This window comes from Halorubrum yunnanense (assembly GCF_026586675.1).
In the GTDB taxonomy this organism is placed as follows: Archaea; Halobacteriota; Halobacteria; order Halobacteriales; family Haloferacaceae; genus Halorubrum; species Halorubrum yunnanense.
In genome coordinates, this window is sequence record NZ_JAODIX010000072.1 from 1 (window position 1) to 15841 (window position 15841).

The 15841-nt window shown below is 55.7% G+C and carries 16 protein-coding genes and 2 pseudogenes; 8 read left to right on the forward strand and 10 right to left on the reverse strand.

All coding sequences use genetic code 11. The features are described from left to right. From N5096_RS14725 to N5096_RS14740, 4 genes and pseudogenes are all read left to right on the forward strand, one after another. A pseudogene (locus tag N5096_RS14725) lies at nt 1-110 on the forward strand (IS1595 family transposase); the annotation flags it as partial. A gap of 211 nt (nt 111-321) precedes the next feature. Then, nucleotides 322-948 carry a winged helix-turn-helix domain-containing protein gene (locus N5096_RS14730; RefSeq protein WP_267665564.1) on the forward strand — a complete coding sequence of 209 codons (627 nt, stop codon included), beginning with the start codon at nt 322-324 and terminating at the stop codon, nt 946-948. Nucleotides 949-963: 15 nt separating this feature from the next. Further along, nucleotides 964-1500 (forward strand): PIN domain-containing protein, encoded by a 537-nt coding sequence (locus tag N5096_RS14735; RefSeq protein ID WP_464387814.1) that lies wholly within the window; start codon nt 964-966, stop codon nt 1498-1500. Nucleotides 1501-1580: 80 nt separating this feature from the next. Continuing rightward, complete coding sequence (locus tag N5096_RS14740) at nt 1581-2945, forward strand: restriction endonuclease (RefSeq protein ID WP_267665566.1); 1365 nt, start codon at nt 1581-1583, stop codon at nt 2943-2945. 551 nt (nt 2946-3496) lie between these two features. On the opposite strand, the gene N5096_RS14745 is transcribed toward N5096_RS14740, so the two are convergent. The 5 genes from N5096_RS14745 to N5096_RS14765 all read right to left on the reverse strand — a co-directional run bounded on the left by N5096_RS14745 (nt 3497) and on the right by N5096_RS14765 (nt 6604). Beyond that, nucleotides 3497-3865, reverse strand: a complete 369-nt coding sequence (locus N5096_RS14745; protein ID WP_267665567.1) for a sensor domain-containing protein — start codon at nt 3863-3865, stop codon at nt 3497-3499. 73 nt (nt 3866-3938) lie between these two features. Next, entirely contained in the window at nt 3939-4835 is an 897-nt protein-coding gene (locus tag N5096_RS14750) for a DUF4097 family beta strand repeat-containing protein (RefSeq protein WP_267665568.1), read from the reverse strand. Next, nucleotides 4828-5514, reverse strand: a complete 687-nt coding sequence (locus N5096_RS14755) for a sensor domain-containing protein (protein ID WP_267665569.1) — start codon at nt 5512-5514, stop codon at nt 4828-4830. Before N5096_RS14755 ends, N5096_RS14750 begins: the two co-directional genes overlap by 8 nt. A 108-nt stretch (nt 5515-5622) precedes the next feature. Then, nucleotides 5623-5895, reverse strand: a complete 273-nt coding sequence (locus N5096_RS14760; protein WP_094521018.1) for a DUF7521 family protein — start codon at nt 5893-5895, stop codon at nt 5623-5625. A 352-nt stretch (nt 5896-6247) separates the two neighbouring features. After that, nucleotides 6248-6604 (reverse strand): ArsR/SmtB family transcription factor, encoded by a 357-nt coding sequence (locus N5096_RS14765; RefSeq protein WP_149784168.1) that lies wholly within the window; start codon nt 6602-6604, stop codon nt 6248-6250. Between the two features lie 246 nt (nt 6605-6850). On the opposite strand from N5096_RS14765, the gene N5096_RS14770 reads away from it, so the two are divergent. Further along, a complete protein-coding gene (locus tag N5096_RS14770; RefSeq protein ID WP_267665570.1) occupies nt 6851-7132 on the forward strand; it encodes a hypothetical protein in 282 nt (93 codons plus the stop codon). 562 nt (nt 7133-7694) lie between these two features. Here N5096_RS14770 and N5096_RS14775 read toward each other — a convergent pair. After that, on the reverse strand, nt 7695-8057 hold the full coding sequence (locus N5096_RS14775; RefSeq protein ID WP_267665571.1) for a hypothetical protein: 363 nt from the start codon (nt 8055-8057) through the stop codon (nt 7695-7697). A 146-nt stretch (nt 8058-8203) separates the two neighbouring features. Continuing rightward, nucleotides 8204-8584, reverse strand: coding sequence for a truncated hemoglobin (locus N5096_RS14780; RefSeq protein ID WP_267665572.1), 381 nt, complete (start codon nt 8582-8584; stop codon nt 8204-8206). Nucleotides 8585-8894: 310 nt separating this feature from the next. On the opposite strand from N5096_RS14780, the gene N5096_RS14785 reads away from it, so the two are divergent. The 3 genes from N5096_RS14785 to N5096_RS14795 all read left to right on the forward strand — a co-directional run bounded on the left by N5096_RS14785 (nt 8895) and on the right by N5096_RS14795 (nt 12593). Then, complete coding sequence (locus tag N5096_RS14785; RefSeq protein WP_267665573.1) at nt 8895-10769, forward strand: S9 family peptidase; 1875 nt, start codon at nt 8895-8897, stop codon at nt 10767-10769. A gap of 236 nt (nt 10770-11005) precedes the next feature. Continuing rightward, nucleotides 11006-11902, forward strand: a complete 897-nt coding sequence (locus tag N5096_RS14790) for a DUF4097 family beta strand repeat-containing protein (protein ID WP_267665574.1) — start codon at nt 11006-11008, stop codon at nt 11900-11902. A 118-nt stretch (nt 11903-12020) separates the two neighbouring features. After that, nucleotides 12021-12593, forward strand: coding sequence for a response regulator (locus N5096_RS14795; RefSeq protein ID WP_303655015.1), 573 nt, complete (start codon nt 12021-12023; stop codon nt 12591-12593). A 97-nt stretch (nt 12594-12690) separates the two neighbouring features. Here N5096_RS14795 and N5096_RS14800 read toward each other — a convergent pair whose 3' ends face one another. From N5096_RS14800 to N5096_RS14810, 3 genes and pseudogenes are all read right to left on the reverse strand, one after another. Beyond that, nucleotides 12691-13728 carry a sensor histidine kinase gene (locus tag N5096_RS14800; RefSeq protein WP_267665576.1) on the reverse strand — a complete coding sequence of 346 codons (1038 nt, stop codon included), beginning with the start codon at nt 13726-13728 and terminating at the stop codon, nt 12691-12693. 639 nt (nt 13729-14367) lie between these two features. After that, nucleotides 14368-15681, reverse strand: a complete 1314-nt coding sequence (locus tag N5096_RS14805) for an RNA-guided endonuclease InsQ/TnpB family protein (RefSeq protein WP_267665577.1) — start codon at nt 15679-15681, stop codon at nt 14368-14370. Nucleotides 15682-15733: 52 nt separating this feature from the next. Then, a pseudogene (locus N5096_RS14810) lies at nt 15734-15841 on the reverse strand (IS1595 family transposase); the annotation flags it as partial.

Consider the following 15841-nt stretch of genomic DNA (forward strand, 5'->3'; position numbering starts at 1 on the left):
TCTCAAAAGATCGCCTCACACAGTATCTCCGAGCGTTCCAACTCAGACGAGAACTCTACCGCAAACCCGGACGAAAAGCGCTCAAACACGCCGTCAAAGCAACTCTCTGAAATCAACAATGTGCTACACAAGAGCGTTGGAGGAAACAATCGATGCCCTGCTCCAGTATCTGAACACACACGGGCAAGATACTGACAGTCGTTTTCCCGAATGGGCTCAATTCCGGAGGCTGGCAGCCGACTACGAAGTTTCTCTCTCACATTAACAGCAGTCACGCTTCCCATACGAAGTTTAAAGTTCAAGGATTTCGTACTAATGTGTATGACCCCTCACCCCGTCACGGAGACACCCCCACATGATCTCGAAACGGGGATCAATCAGCTCGCAACTGTCGGGCGGTTATTGGATCATCCAGAACTGGCGCGTGTCTATGTGTACACCTGCTATTACGGGCCGGTCACCCGCCCAGAGATCAAGGCGGCACTAGATATCCCAAAGACCACCGTCTACGATCACGTAGAAACGCTTGAGGCACTCGGAATCGTCACGTTGGCGGGAGATAGACCAGTAGAAGTGACCGCAGATCCGGTTCGCATCACTACTGATGGTATTGTTGTGACGCCGACGATCCTCCACGCCGTTGCACTCCAGGAAGTCGATGAAGAAATCTCATACTTTGTTGAGCGACACGGTGTTGGCAAACTCGCTGCTGCTGTCCGACAGGCCGGACTCCATTATGCTGGTCAGATCACCCAGCGAATGGCCGCTGATCCACTTGGCATCCCAACCGGGGAAGCGATCAGTGTCATCCTCGCGCTGAAGCCTGCGCTCGCGGTTGGGCAGGAATACGATCCCTACTTCGACGTGATTTTCCCGGAAATCTCGGATGACATCGGATTCGAGAGCGAACTTGACGTGACTACGCCTCGCCCGAATACTGAGTCGTAATTCTTCCCATTCTCGATGAACAACTCATCTCCTCTCTCCCCCGAGTCAGTCACATTAGTCGACGCAAACGTCTTTATTAGCATCGGAAATCCAGGGAAATCCAAACACCATCGGTTCCGCCAAACAGTTCGGCGTGCTGGCGTGACGCTTCTGGTTCCTGCTCGCGTTGAAGAAGAAATTGAACAAGGTGGAGTCAAGCCAGCACTGGAGCGAGCCCAAGACGAGGGGTGGGCGAAAGTTGTGGCAGCTCCGACCGTCTCCCACAGCAAGGGGACAACAGCCCAAGATATTGTTCGGCGAGCAATCGCCTCGAAATCGGCGAGCAAAGACGAGCACGACGTGGAAAAAGCCGATCCCGTGTTCGCTGGACTTGCTGTCGAGTACCTTCTCGATACCGAACGGGCAGACAACATCACTGTAATTACTGCCGACCGGGTTGCTCGAGAGGCAATCGAAACCGCAATGTCGTCGCTAGGCTACGAGGGCCAAATTACCATCATTACACTCTGGGATCTTATTGATAGCGAGGATGATGATATCACACTCATTTAATCGCGTCTTCCGAAATTGATGACCTCTCTGGTTCCCACCAATGTATTTGGTAATCGCGCGACAGTATCCAAATACATCAAATGGCCGTTCTAGACGATCTTTCTGGGTTCGAGTTTGAAGATCTGATTGAGGACGTCTTCCGCAACCTCGGCTACGAGAACGTCCGGCAGGCTGAGAAGACAGCCGACGAGGGGCGGGACGTCATCATGGAGGAGGTCGTCGACGGCACGCGGCGCGCGATCGTCGTCGAGTGTAAACACACGGGGACGGTTGGGCGACCGGTCGTCCAGAAGCTCCACTCGGCGATCGCGACGTTCGATTTCGATGGCCCGAAGCGGGGCATGGTCGTTACGACGGGCCGGTTCACGAGTCCCGCCCAGGAGTACGCCGACCGTCTCCAACAAAGCGACGACCCGCATCTAATCGAGTTGCTCGGTGGTGAGGACCTTCGCGAGCTCGCCGACGAGATCGGCCTCGACCTCTACAACGGTCGCATCGAAATCCTCTGTGACGAAACATTCCGTCCCTACGACCCCGCGGCCGACGTCGACGCACCCGTCCAGGAAGCGTTCCGGGATATCGAGAACATCGAGGCCGCGAACGCCCCGACACCACATTCTGCGGTGACGTTCCGACCGGTGGTTGCGGTTACCGCCGACACAAACGCTGTCTTCGAGACGTCCGTCGGCGTCGTCCACCGGATCAACGATCGGACGCAGTTCGTGGTTCACGCTGAACGCGGCCACCCACAGGTCGTCGACGAGGATGTCGCGACACTGGTCACCAAGAACTTCCATACGAGGATCGAACTCGACTCGGGCCAGTTTGGGGAGGTGTTCGACGACGTCGGGGAGCGTCGATTCGGGCAGACCCAGACCGAGTACAAGGAGTGGGCCGTCGAGCGGCTCCAGCAGCACCACACGACGACTGTCTCCTACACTGGCGACAACAACGTCACGTACAACAAGACGTGTGAGCCGAATCTCTCGGATATCTCAGTGCAATCGATTGAGCCGGTGTATCTACCTGAGATTCAGCAGACGACCGACATCCAGGCGTACACCTACCCCTATGAGTACTACGCAGCAGGTCCGTCACGAGTGACTGTTGAGGATGGCATCCATCGGTGCGTCCACTGCGAGACGAGGGGCGTCGACGAGACGTACACCTACTGTCCGAACTGTGGAGCGATCGCCTGCGACAGCCACACCAAAACGGAGCGACTGGAAGGTGAACCGATTTGTACTGGCTGTGCGGTGACTGAACGATTCGCGTTGAAAACGAAGTTCTTCTATAACGAAGATAATCTCGAGGCATTCCGCGAGGAGTACGCCGCGATGCCGCTTCAGGAGAAGGCGATGGAGAACAAATTAATTGCCGCAGGAGGCGTAGTCGCAGTATTCCTGATCGTTCTTGGCCTGCTCGTTGTTGGCGGCGTCGTATAAACTAGTGTTCTCACGTCCGTTTAGCGAAACTGTAGCCTACCCTTGCGGCGGTCTGGATGACACTCCATACACAAGACGGTGGAGGTGAACCGGCCGACTCCCGTAAATAGGCTAGACTGGCAGCGGAGTTGGCAATTGAAACGCTGCTGTAAGCGTCTCCACACCCGAATTCACCCTTCGTTTCTTCCAGGACTAAGCGTTAATTCAGCCCAGCGTGCGCAGATCCACCCTCCTGCGGTCAGAACGTTCAGTCCGATCAGCAGGACGAACCCGCCGAACACCGAAAGCAGGAGCGCTCCGGGTAGCGTTGAGACTTCCCACGACGTGAGTCGAACGATGAACGAGATCCCGACCTCAAACTGGTCCCAAGGGATGACAAGCGAAAGCTCACGCCGGATCGGCTCGGGGAGAAACAGTCCAACCGACGCTCCGGGCATGTCGTAGTACAGCGGTGCTCCGAGCAGAGACAGTCCGAGTGACAGGACGACCACAATAATTGTGAACGCAGCGACACCGACAGCCAGCTTTGAGAGTACAAAAATAAGTGATCCTCATAAAACGGGAGTCGTCAGCACCGTTAGTACCTGATCGCGCAGTCGAGATGCTTCCGAAACCCCCCACGACGGGGTCGGGATGTCGGCGCCGAGCAGTTGTCGCGCCATCACTCGTTCAGCGGCAGCAACGAGCACGACACCGCCCAGCGTTGCCGCAAGAATCGGCAGGCCGATCAAGAATACTGACAGGCTAATACCGAGTGACAGTCCGACAACGGTCCCGACGAAGTACCCGATGCCGAGCGGGAACGCGAGGGCGAGATACAGCAACACCCCGTACGTCCGGAGTTGAAACGGAACCAATAACAGCTGTCGAACGGGGGGGAGGATGGTCGAGATGTCCGATACTTGGTCCGAGAGGGCCATCAACGGGACATTTGGGATGTCGTCTGATATAATATTCCCGCCTCGTCGTCAGCGAGGACCGCTTTGGTGGCGGTCACCCCCGAACCATGACGTCCCCGTCATTAGTGTGTGCCCGAAGCGGCGTTGAGCCGTCACCGACGACTGCCTCCAGTTGAGAGTCCGTCTGACGCCGGATCTGAAGCCCGGGAGCCACGTCGCTGATGAGTATGTCACCGTCGGCCGTGTCTGCCGTGAGCACCGTCTCAAGCTCCTCGCCTATCCGCAGGAGCAAGTTGCCGTCCGACGACTCGATCTTGGCGTCATCAGCCACCGCCGGGATGTCAGTCATCACGTTCCCGTCCCGAGTGCTGATCTCGCCGACGCGCCCCGGGTCTCGCACCTGTATCGCTCCGTCCTGTGTCACCGCCGAGAGCGTCCCGTCCGTCCCGTCGACGGAGATGTCTCCGTCGCTGGTCTCCGCGGTGACGTCGCCCCGAGCGTCGGTGATCCGAATCGATCCGTCTCGGGTGCGGAGCGCGGCACCGTCCGGGACTCGCCGTGCCGTCACCGCCCCGTCGGTGGTCTGGATCTGATCGACGTCCATCTCTTCGGGCACGTACAGCTCCAACGACACGCTCGCCCCACCGAAACCGACGATGGTCGGCTTGTCGGTGGTGATCTCGACGCGATCGGCGGTCTCCTCGACGTCCACCGTCAGTTCGTCAAGTGAAACCCTACCGAACGCCTCCTTTTCGGCGACAACTTTGACGTCGTCGCGTCGCTCGGCGGTGAAAGCGATCGCGTCCGTCGCGTCGACAACCGTGAGTGTCGCGTCCGTTCGTGCGTCAATGATCTGCTCTTCGGTGGTTCCTTCGCGTTCGATCTGAACGACCGACCCGCAGCCGGCGAGCGCGCTTGCGACCGCGGTACCAGCCGCACCAAGCAGCTTGCGGCGAGAGGTAATAGTGTCCTCCGTGTCGCGCTCAACCATCGACATCACCCGTCACTGTGGTGATCTGACCGCCGAGTAGCGCGGTCGTGAGGAACCCTCCGAGGCGGGCGAGTCCGTTGAGGACGTGAAGTGATACGAGGAGGAGAATGACCCCACAACCCGCGCCAACCAGCGCTTCGGCGAGCGTGTCGACGACGTACGGCCCGACGGTGTAGGTCACTCCGGACGCGTTGTAAAATATCGGTAGCGACAGTAGCGTCACCGAGATCGCACCCGCAGTGACGACCGCAGTAAAGGCGACGACGCCGAACACGAACTTCAGCCCGACGAGTAGCAGTCCGGTCCACGTCGCTGATGTCGTGACGACGCGTTTCGTCGTTGCGATGATCTCATCAACCGAGCCGAACGCGAACTCCACGTCTGGGACCGACCGGTTGACGTCGACGTCGAGGAGCCATCCGGCCAACTGCGCCTCAAACGAACCGATACCGAGCGTCACTGCGAGCGTCCCGACGATAATCGGGATGCCAAGCAGCGTCACTACGAGACTGAGGCCGGTCGAAAGTCCGGTCGTAATGACGGTGAAGTACGCAATCCCGAGTGGGAACGCTAACAGGGGGTACGCGAGGTTACGATACGTCTGCCGTTGAAACGGCACACCGATGAACTGCGCGAACGCGTCGATCGGTGAACTTGGGGACCGAGCGGATTCGCTCATGTTGCGACTCAATCTTGTGGCGAGACCCACGTATAAGAGACTCAACGCTACAGCGCTGGCAACGTTCCCAAAAATATAAATATGAAATAACTCTTCAAGTCCCAGATGTCACGCCGTCACCGACCGTGCCAACGCTCCGAGCCCTGCTAGATGGGCCACCGTGACACCGAGGACGGTCACCGCGTCCGAAAGCGAAAGCAGCGGTGTCAGGACGTAACTGATCCCGTACGGTACCACAGCGATACACACGACGCCAACTGCTAGCAACAGCATCGTCCGGCTCTCGTTGCGACGGTGACCATCGTACGCGAGATACGCGACGTACGCTCCGAGGCAAGCAGTCGCAACACCGCCAGCCGTCGCAATCACAGACAACGTCATCGGTATACTACCCCGAGGATGACGAGTAACCCGCAGAATTTACTCGCCGTTACCAGTACCGTCCGTTCCGTCCCTGTCACCGATCCCACATTACCGAACGCCAACCGAAGGAACATCGGTAGTGGGGCTAACAGTAGTAACCCTACTGTGAGATACAGTAGCGGGCGCTGACGCGTCCGCAAGTAACCACGCGCGAAACGATACGTAACAAATACTGCGAGTAGAACCGACAGAAAGAACGCGACAATCGTGGCGGCCGCTAATGCGGCATTGTCGCCGACGACCTCCACTTGTACTGGGAGTACTGTCTGGCGAGAGCGGGCAAGTTCTGCTGTGATGAACTGAAGTGGTGTCATCCAGAGAGCTCCTCGTACAGTCTGGTCAGTCGGTCGGCAGCCGTTTCGTCAACGTATTCGATATCAATCTCGAAGCCAGCTGCGGTCAGATCAATCGAAACGTGGTCGAGTCGTGCAGCGTACACCTCGTGGGGACCTTCGTCAGGATCGATCTCTTGGACACTCTCGACGAGATCTTGTTGTTGGAGTCGTTCAAGCCGCCGGTAGACAGTCGCCTCCGACGCGTCACAGACATCGCAGAGTGCGCTTGCCGACCGCGTCTCCTCATACGTTTCGATGAGGATTTGTCTTGCATACTCGTCGTCAAGCAACGAGTACACCTTGCGGGTGTCCGCCGCCGACTCCGGAGCCATCCGCTGGGGAGTTATTTGGATGTAACTTAACACTCCCGACCAACTTCTTCCGATAGATTTCTCTCGATGCTCTGTTTGGGATCTTAGGTAGTAGTCTTAGATCTCCCTGGCTCTGTTGAAATCCTCAGCAGGAGATATGTTCTCGGAGCCGTGCTGAATACAGAGCGCATATTCAGCATCGAATCTCATTCAAAACGGAGAGTTGTTTCTGGTTCAATAGTATTTATATTACTAAAATATGCGTAATTGAACAAGGATGAGAGTATGAACCGTCGCTCAGGACTCGCCCTCTCGATGCTTGTGATGAGCCTCTGGATGGGGCAGACAGCTCTCACCGAAACAGGGCTGTTCTCAGTGGCGTGGGGTGTCGCAAGCGTCACGCTGACCTGTCTGAGCGGTACAATCCTCGCTGGAGTCTATGAACCTGAGGCAATCCCTGACGAAGAACTGAGCCCCCTTGCGAGCCGTATCCTCGTCGCTATGCTTCTGATTGGCGTGATAGTATCTCTACTGCTATTGTTACTGTAACTGTGACTCGTCAGCAACTCACAGAAGATACCCTCGGACAGGTCTGTCAGGTCTTTCGTGCCATAGTCGTCCCCCTGTCCGAGAGAAGTTGTTCCTGACGTGGTCAAGCGAGGTGTTCTCGTTTCGTTGTGTGCGGTCGAGGAGGTCTCGCTCCGTTCGTCACGGGAAATACTTGTACGGATTCCCGTCTCGATAGAGATAGACGTACCTGATTAGGAGAAATCCCGAGAGAACCAAGCACGCACACCCGAGTCCCAACTGAATAGGGTTCACGCTGACCGACCCGATGGAAACTGCATTCTCGCCTGTACCCTGAAACGAGAAGAATAGCCTAAACTGTATGAATAGCGACTCCACAGTGTATCTAAGACCTATATTGACCGGTCTAAACTGCCCTGGACAGACCGAGCCTTCATGCAAGACTCACCCTCTGTATCTCGTACCGCCTTGCTGACAGCAATCGGGTAGTTTGTCGAGCCTTTGCTGTATAGAGAGCGCATATTCAGCAATTACCACTGATGCTTCCGCTTCTACCGATGGACAACTCGTGCGTCACCAGTCGCTACTGCCGCGGTTGACTCTGTACATTCGATATGATAATAAAATACGCAATTATACCAATCGACCACATTAGCACGCCGACAACCTCAGACCCTTGAAGACCAACATATTCTATGAGTGCTAACGGACCTATGCTCAATCCGAAGACACCGACGGCATGGCCAAGCCTGTCGTACCTAGTATCGAACATGAACTGTTCACCGAGCAGTGTGATGTCATACGCTAAAATGAAGTATGTAATCCCGATGTATACCGTTGCTATGCTTGACACAAAGAACCAATCCGAAAGGAGGTATCGGTGAACTCCACCACCAATGCAGCAACCAATCAGAACAGCCAGCGGGAGGGGCTTATTGAACTTCACACCTCGCTGTTGAAATTGAATGTGTTTATTTTTGCTGTATAGAAGCTCTGTATCTTGCACGCCGCTATTGACAGAGATCAAGAACAAATTGTAGGTGTTGCTGAATACACAGCGCGTATTTAACAAACCGAATTACTACCTGTCCATCATTCTTCCTCGTCCTCTGGTCTTGCTAGCAGATCTTCCTCGTACGCGGCAACTGCCTGAACGACAGCTTCTGCATCCTCGTCAGCCACATTGAAGACGTCCAAACTCTCGTACAACAACTCAACCGCTCGCTGGATGTGAGCCGGAGTGAAGGGAATGTGGAGATGGGCCTCGCGGACAGGTTCAGCGTCGTACGTTTCGGGGCCACCTGCTGCCTCACAGAGGAAATCTGTCTGCGTCTGTCGTAATTTCTCCATATCTGCACTCTCGAAGAACGGTCCTAAGTCATCATCTGCGAGAAGCCTTTCGTAGAAATCATCGACCACAGCGCGTATCCCCTCTCGCTCTCCGAGACGCTCATACAGATTTTGTTCAGGCATATTTCGTAACAGTGGTTGAATCCAGATGTATATTGCGGATTAACCAATATACGTTTCGATACAGTCGAATAACTGTCTACATCATCGATACTCTAGCCCAACTCCCGGGCGCTGAACCCATCCTCTGTATCTCGCACACCGATCCTATCAGTTCTTAAGGATTTCAACAGAGCCATCTCCCTCTAAGATATCTTTTAGCCGGTTCGAATTGCCCCAGCAGAGATGTTCGGCGGGCGAAAGACACCGCGGTGATTCTCAAGCTGAAACAAAGGGGTGTCTTTTTTGAAACTTCCGAAGCAAACAGGGCCTAATGCCGGAGAAAAATCTGCTTGAGGAACTAGCCGGACTGCCGAGTTTTTACCACCCAGCGGCCTCTCCGGGTGGAGATGAGATCGCAGTTTACTACGACGGCAGCGGTCGCAATGAACTGTACCTCGTTGACCCTAATTCAGGAGATAAAACACGACTTAGTGACGGGAACGTCCCCCGCGACGCTCGATATCCATTCCGATGGGCTCCCTCCGGAAACCGGCTGTATTTCCACCAAGATCGGGACGGAAACGAACAGAATGATATCATGGCCATCGACCGTGACGGCAAGGTTGAGGCTGTTGTCGAAAATGATGGTCAGACGATTCTCACGGATGTCTCTGAAGATGGTCGATATCTGTTGTTCGCCAGCGATACTGACCAACAGATGAATCTCTACGAGCACGACTGTGAAACTGGGACAACGACACGGCTTACTGACTATCGTCAGCCTGTCCGTAACGGAGTATATACACCCGGAGCCGACCGTGTGGCCTACAACACGAATGAGTCTGATAATCTTGATAACCAAGACGTATACATCGCTGAAATTGATCGGCTCGACAGAAGCGGAAAGCACGCACAGCTCGTCGAGATTCGGAATTTAAATATTGGCGAGGAGGGCGCTGAGGCTGCGGTGAGCGACTTCGGACCCGATGGTGACCAGTTGTTGGTTTCTGACAATTCTTCTGATAAGCCCCGAGCTGGTGTTTATAATCTCACCGATGATTCCGTTGAGTGGCTTACTGAGCCAGACCATGTGGAGTCGCCCAAAACCTTTCTCCCAAGTGGTGAGAGAGTTCTTGCGACCCGGACACGGAACTGCGCCGTAGTACCCGTCGTTCACGAATTGAACGGTAGGAGTCACGAAGTTGAGCTGCCCGAGGGTGTTGCCTCGTTCCCGGGATACGGTGACGCTGCTCTGCTCTCAGCGACCGAAGTGCTTGTCACACAGGAGACCCCTACAGACCGTCCGACACTACTCCGGGTAGATCTGACCACCGGCGATGCTCAAACCATACTAGAGCCGGAGTATGGCGAGCTTGACCCCAGCGGATTCGCTGACTGCTCATACGAGACGTTTGAGTCACACGATGGCTTAGAGATTGAAGCGTTGGTGTACGACTCGGGGCGCTGCCCATCGCCGGCAGTTGTGAAGATTCACGGTGGCCCGCCGGCTCAGGACCTGAAGCGGTTTGACCTATATGCCCAATTCCTTGCGATGCGTGGCTACAGCATCCTCGAAGTGAACTACCGTGGGTCGACCGGTCGAGGTAGAAAATTCAAAAACAGGATCAACAAAGACTGGGGAGGCGCCGAACAGGGTGATATCGCTGAGGGAACACGCTGGCTTGCCGAGAAAGAGTGGATCGACGAGGATCGGATTGCCGTCATGGGTGGCTCTTACGGTGGCTATTCAACGAACATGCAGATGGTTCAGTACCCAGAGCTCTACGCCGCAGGAGTTAGCCAAGTCGGTATCACGGATCTCACGGCTCTCTACGAGGAGTCGATGGCACATTTCAAAACGACGCTGGAGCGGTACCTTGGTGACCCTGAAGAGAATCAAGAGCTTTACGCGGAGCGTTCAGCGGTCAATCACGTCGAAAACCTCACGGCCCCACTCTGTATCATCCACGGTGTTAACGATCCGCGCTGTCCGATCTCACAGGCTCGCCTGTTCCGTGACGCCCTGCTTGATGCTGGGTTCGAGGAGGGCCAGACTGGTGATTTCGAGTATAACGAACTCGGTGAAGAGGGCCACGGCTCAACCGACATTGACAATAAGATCCGTTCGTTCAAAATCGTCGCGGACTTCCTCGAGCGCCGGGTGCCGGTCGAAAGTTTCGACGCCAACGGCCGCCAATCCCCGTAATATCCACCGAGGATTCTGACTTCGATCACTCACTTTAGTTATTTAAAATCTTGGGAGTGTTGCCGACCCAGCAGCGCATGCGATTCTATATTTGATTATGGTGACAAACTCGGCATATCGTATGTGTCTGTACGATCGGTCCCCCCATTTACTCCACAGAGAGCACGTACCGTGCCTTGGATCGTTATTCGCCAGCGTGCGCCGTGATCCGATACTCACCCTGACCGGTGATCGCTATGACTGGACGTAACGCTGCGAAAACCACAACGACCCGCCGAAGGCTACTTGCCGCGACTGGCGTTGGTCTAGGAAGTATTCTTGCCGGGTGTGAATCCGTACGCCAACTGGACCGAGAACGGATCCGTGAAACACGGACGGTCGATCCCTCGAGAGTCGCCGCTATCAACGTAGCTGACGCTACGGGCGACGTCGCCTTCATTGGCGAGTCGCGTGACGACATCAAAATCGTCTCGAAGAAACACGCCACGGGCGGCGTCTCCCCCCAAGAGCTCGACACCGAGGTTCAGGTCGCTGAGAACCGATTGGAAATTACGACCGACGAACCCCAACTGCTCGGCTTGGGCGGTGGCCGTGTCGCCTTGGAACTTCGGGTTCCTCGCAACGTTGCTGTCCATCGACTTCACACAAACCACGGGAGTGTAACGGGAGTCAGAGTTCCGAACGGGGCGACACTAGAGACCCTTGATGGAGATGTTTCTGTCACTCGGGCGCGGGGTGACGTCTCTGTCCGGTCAACTAAGGGTGATATTACCGTCGATGGGACCGGAGGCGACCTCTCCGCGAGGACTTCGGACGGAACGATTCAGGTACGCGACCCGGCTAGTGTGGCAGTGCTGACGACAAAGTCCGGAAATATCACGGCTGAAATCTCAGACGTGGTCGACGAGGCCCTCGTGGAGTCGTCTGCCGGCGATCTGTTGCTTCAACTCGGCGACGAACTAAGCGCGGCTCTTTCTGCTCACACCGCTACCGGTGAGTTTTCGATACCGGACCAGACCCCACAATTTCGTGTTCACCGGCTGACTAAGACGCGGCTACGCGCCGCTGTCGACAACGGTGGCACCTCAATGACAGCGAGGACGGATGACGGTGATATCACCATCCGTATCTGAGCACTCTCACACTCGGCAGTAACAACGGACACCGGTTCCGGATCAAACAAATAGACCGACGTTTCAAGCCGCGGTTATTATATGTTGTAGCGAATACTACCACGATGTGACGGCCGACATGTACGTTGACCGGCCGCGGGTGCTGCTCGTTGACGATGAGAAAGAGGTCGCCGACGCGTACGCCCTCCGGCTGGACGCAGTGGCTGATGTCACGGTTACCTACAGCGGTCCTGAGGCATTGTCTGCGGTCGACGAGTCCAACCCGCCGGACGTAATTCTCCTCGATCGGCACATGCCGGATCGATCTGGTGACGACATCCTCCGTGAGCTACGAGAGTACGACATTCACACCCGGGTTATTATGGTGACCGCCATCGACCCAGGATTGGAACTTCTTGAACTCCCGTTCGACGACTACCTCTGTAAACCGGTCGACCGAGAGGATATTAGGGCCGCCGTCGACCAACAGTGTCAGGTCCTCGCATACGAACTCCTCGGTCAGTACTTCGGAGTCGAATCGAAGCGAGCTGTTATCGCCGCTGAGTTGCCACAGGACCGTCTCGAAGACCACGATCAGTTCTCGTCGCTCAACGAGCAGGCTAACAGTTTACGGGACCGCATCTGTCGACTTCTCCCCGACGCAGACGAGTTGTTAGACCGGTTCACCGGTATCGAGCGCGAGGGGTACTGATCTCCGGCTAGAGGCGCGACCGAGGCTGATCGTTGACCCGACATGTATTCCAAATCTCCAACCAAGGAGATCTCTGTCGCCGCCCGCGACACCCTAACTAAAAGGTGATTTCAAACCGCGCACCACCGTCATCCGCTGCTGTGAGCGTCAGATCCCAGCCGTGTGCTTCGACGATTCGGTCGACGATCGCTAGGCCGAGGCCGGTCCCACCACTCCGCGTGGAATATCCGGGGGTGAAGACGACGTCACGCTTCGCGGGTGGGATTCCCGGTCCGTCGTCTGCGAGATAAAACCCCCCTTCGAGTGGGTGAACAACTACAGTCGTGCTCTCGCCTGTCTGCTCGCCTCGGGCGCCCGGATGGCCTTTTGCTGGTGACTCTGTGGTTTGTTCGCTACCCTTTTCATCGGTTGAGACACCGTGTTCAACGCTATTTCGGAACACGTTTTCAAACAACCGTTGGAGCCGATCGGAGTCCGCGGTAACCGTCGGCAGCGACTCCGAAACCGTCAGTTCGACCTGTTCGGTATCGATCGACTCCCATGCGTCTCTCGCAGCGGTCTCGATTGCGACCTCCTCTGTGGGTTGAACGACAGCATCGTCGCGCGTCAGCGTTAGGACATCACGGATGATCTGTTCCATCCGATCGTGTGCGTCTGCGACCGACTCGAAGTGTTCGGGGTCACCGGTCTCCTCTGCTGCCCGGAGGTGGGCCTTCGCGACGTCGAGCGGGTTCCGAAGGTCGTGGCTGATAACGCTGCTCACTTGATCAACACCGGGTGAATAGCCTTCGTCGGGACACTCACGAAGGTCGGAAAACACGAGGTATCCGGTGTCGTCATCTGACGGGATTACGCGAGCGAAGAACGGCCCTCGGTTGCCGTATCCGTCCAGACGGATGCCGATCCGATCGCCGCGAACGAGATGCGAGACTGGCTCCCGGTCACCGGTCGTATTACAGCTGTTGAACCGGTCGAATATCGTCGACACGCGTCCGCCCACCAGCTCCTGTTCGAACTGCTGCTCGAAGGCGTCGTTCGTGGCGGTCACGCGAGCATCGTCACCGTCGACAGTGTATGCGAGCGCGGGGTCCGGAAACTCACGTAACGGGATCGCTGTGTGTCGATCATCACTCATCGATTGCTCACATCTCTATTTGCTATTGTCACCGCGCCCGTTTCTCCGTGTGAGTGCGCATGGTAACTGGTCGGACGATCCCCCGATACAACACCTATCACCACTTTGGCCGGACAACCTGTTTAACATTATCTCTTGCTTCTAAGTCAGAAACACTCTCTTTTGTATTACTATCTGTAATAAATAACTCTATCTCCGTCGAAAACCAGCTATGCGCCCCGAGCAGCGCGTTTCAGTATCTGTGGCGTGACAAGGAAGTCAGCGACGGCAACCCCCAACATCGCTAACCTAAGTGTCTGATCTTCAACAACGAGGAACGCGATAGCTACGATAATAGCGGCCGTCATAGCGGGCATCCCCCAACGGACGACCGGACTGCGGAATACATTCGCTGATTGCGACATACCGGACCATCAGTATGCGATTATATATTGATACTGCCGTGTTTCTGAATTAGAATCATACCCGGTAGAATCATTTTATTTCCCAGACAATCGGTAATTAATTGGTATGATCTCTCACGAAAATGAGGTGATGATTCTGCTTGGAGTAGCTACTGTCATCCTTCTCGTGTCATTGACATCCTCCTCCGCGTAAACGCGGAGGAATCCCACGGCACCGCACCGCTGGATTGGGATATTAGGGTTTGTAGTCTACCACTTGTGTCTGCGGTTGGAATCCGCTGGACAAGTCATAGAGGTAGACTCCGGGCTGTGCCAACCAGCCGGTACTCCTATCTTCGTCCGAACTGGCCGAAGACTCGGAGTTACTTTCGTTCATGTCGAGACGGATGTTCTCTGCCCCATTCACGTCTGCGTTGAACGCAGCGTCGCACTCATCACACACATACAACCCACGTTCAACGCGCTGACTCTCGTCGTCTCTCCCACATACGCAACACGTCTTGCTTGTGTCGCTCTCAGACACTTCGACGACCTCGACCCCCTCTACTTTCGCTTTGTACTCGAGGATCGAGGTGAACCGGTTGAACGCCCACCCGTGGAGATCGAGATTCCCGTGACGACCCCAGTTTTTCGCGTCACCGTCCTTGTCGTCACGGACACCTTCGAGGTCTCCGACGTTGATTTGACCGACTTCCTGCTCGACACACCGCTCAACAATGTGTTTCGCAAGACTATGGAAGAAGTGCGTGCGACGCTCTGACCACTTGTGATACAGTCGAGTGGCTCGATCGCCGTCCGAGTCGTCGCACTTCGCGATCTCCTTGGGGAAGTAGTAGCCGTCCTGTTTCAAGCGGTTGCCGGGGTACAGGTCGGCTTCCTCGGTGCTGTACGCCACCGCAGCGAAGTTACAGATCCCGACGTCGACGCCAGCTGTTTCCTCGCCGGGCGAGTCGGGTGTTTCCACCTCTTTGGTACAGACGAGATGTAGTTCCCACCGACCCTTCTGTCGGTCGTAGACGGCACGAACCTGTTGTAGATTCTGGACGGTAACGCCGGGCCGGGTTTCGTACTCAACAAGGATATACTCCCACGCTTTCGGGTGTTCCTTGTGATTGGCACCCTTTGAGAGGCGAATGCGGTTGTTTTCGGTGTCGTGTTTGATGCCGTTTTGCTTCCACGTGACCGTACTGCGCGGGTGTTCTTCGTGGACGCGGCGGCCCTGCGAGTCGTAGTAGATTTGTTTGCGGTAGCCGGGTGGGTTGTCCCGATCGTCATCAGACTCATACCACGAGGTGAAGGCTTCAGCGAGTTCCTCCAGAACGCGCTGACTGGACTGTGAGTGGAGTCCGTTGTAGTTGGTGTGTGTCTTCAACTCGTCTTTGAGTCTGCCGTGGTCGGGTATCTCTCCCGTGTCATTCCACACGTTGCGGGCGTAGTAGTTGGCGACGTTCCAGAGTTTACTGGCCGACCACCCATGCCGGTCGAGTGACTCCGCCACCTGTGAGTGGTTGCGGATTGTCGCTCGGTGGGTTCTGTGGACTTCCAACATCTGAAACGCCTCTATAATACCTTATACGCTCTTGTGTAGCACATTGTTGATTTCAGAGAGTTGCTTTGACGGCGTGTTTGAGCGCTTTTCGTCCGGGTTTGCGGTAGAGTTCTCGTCTGAGTTGGAACGCTCGGAGATACTGTGTGAGGCGATCTTTTGA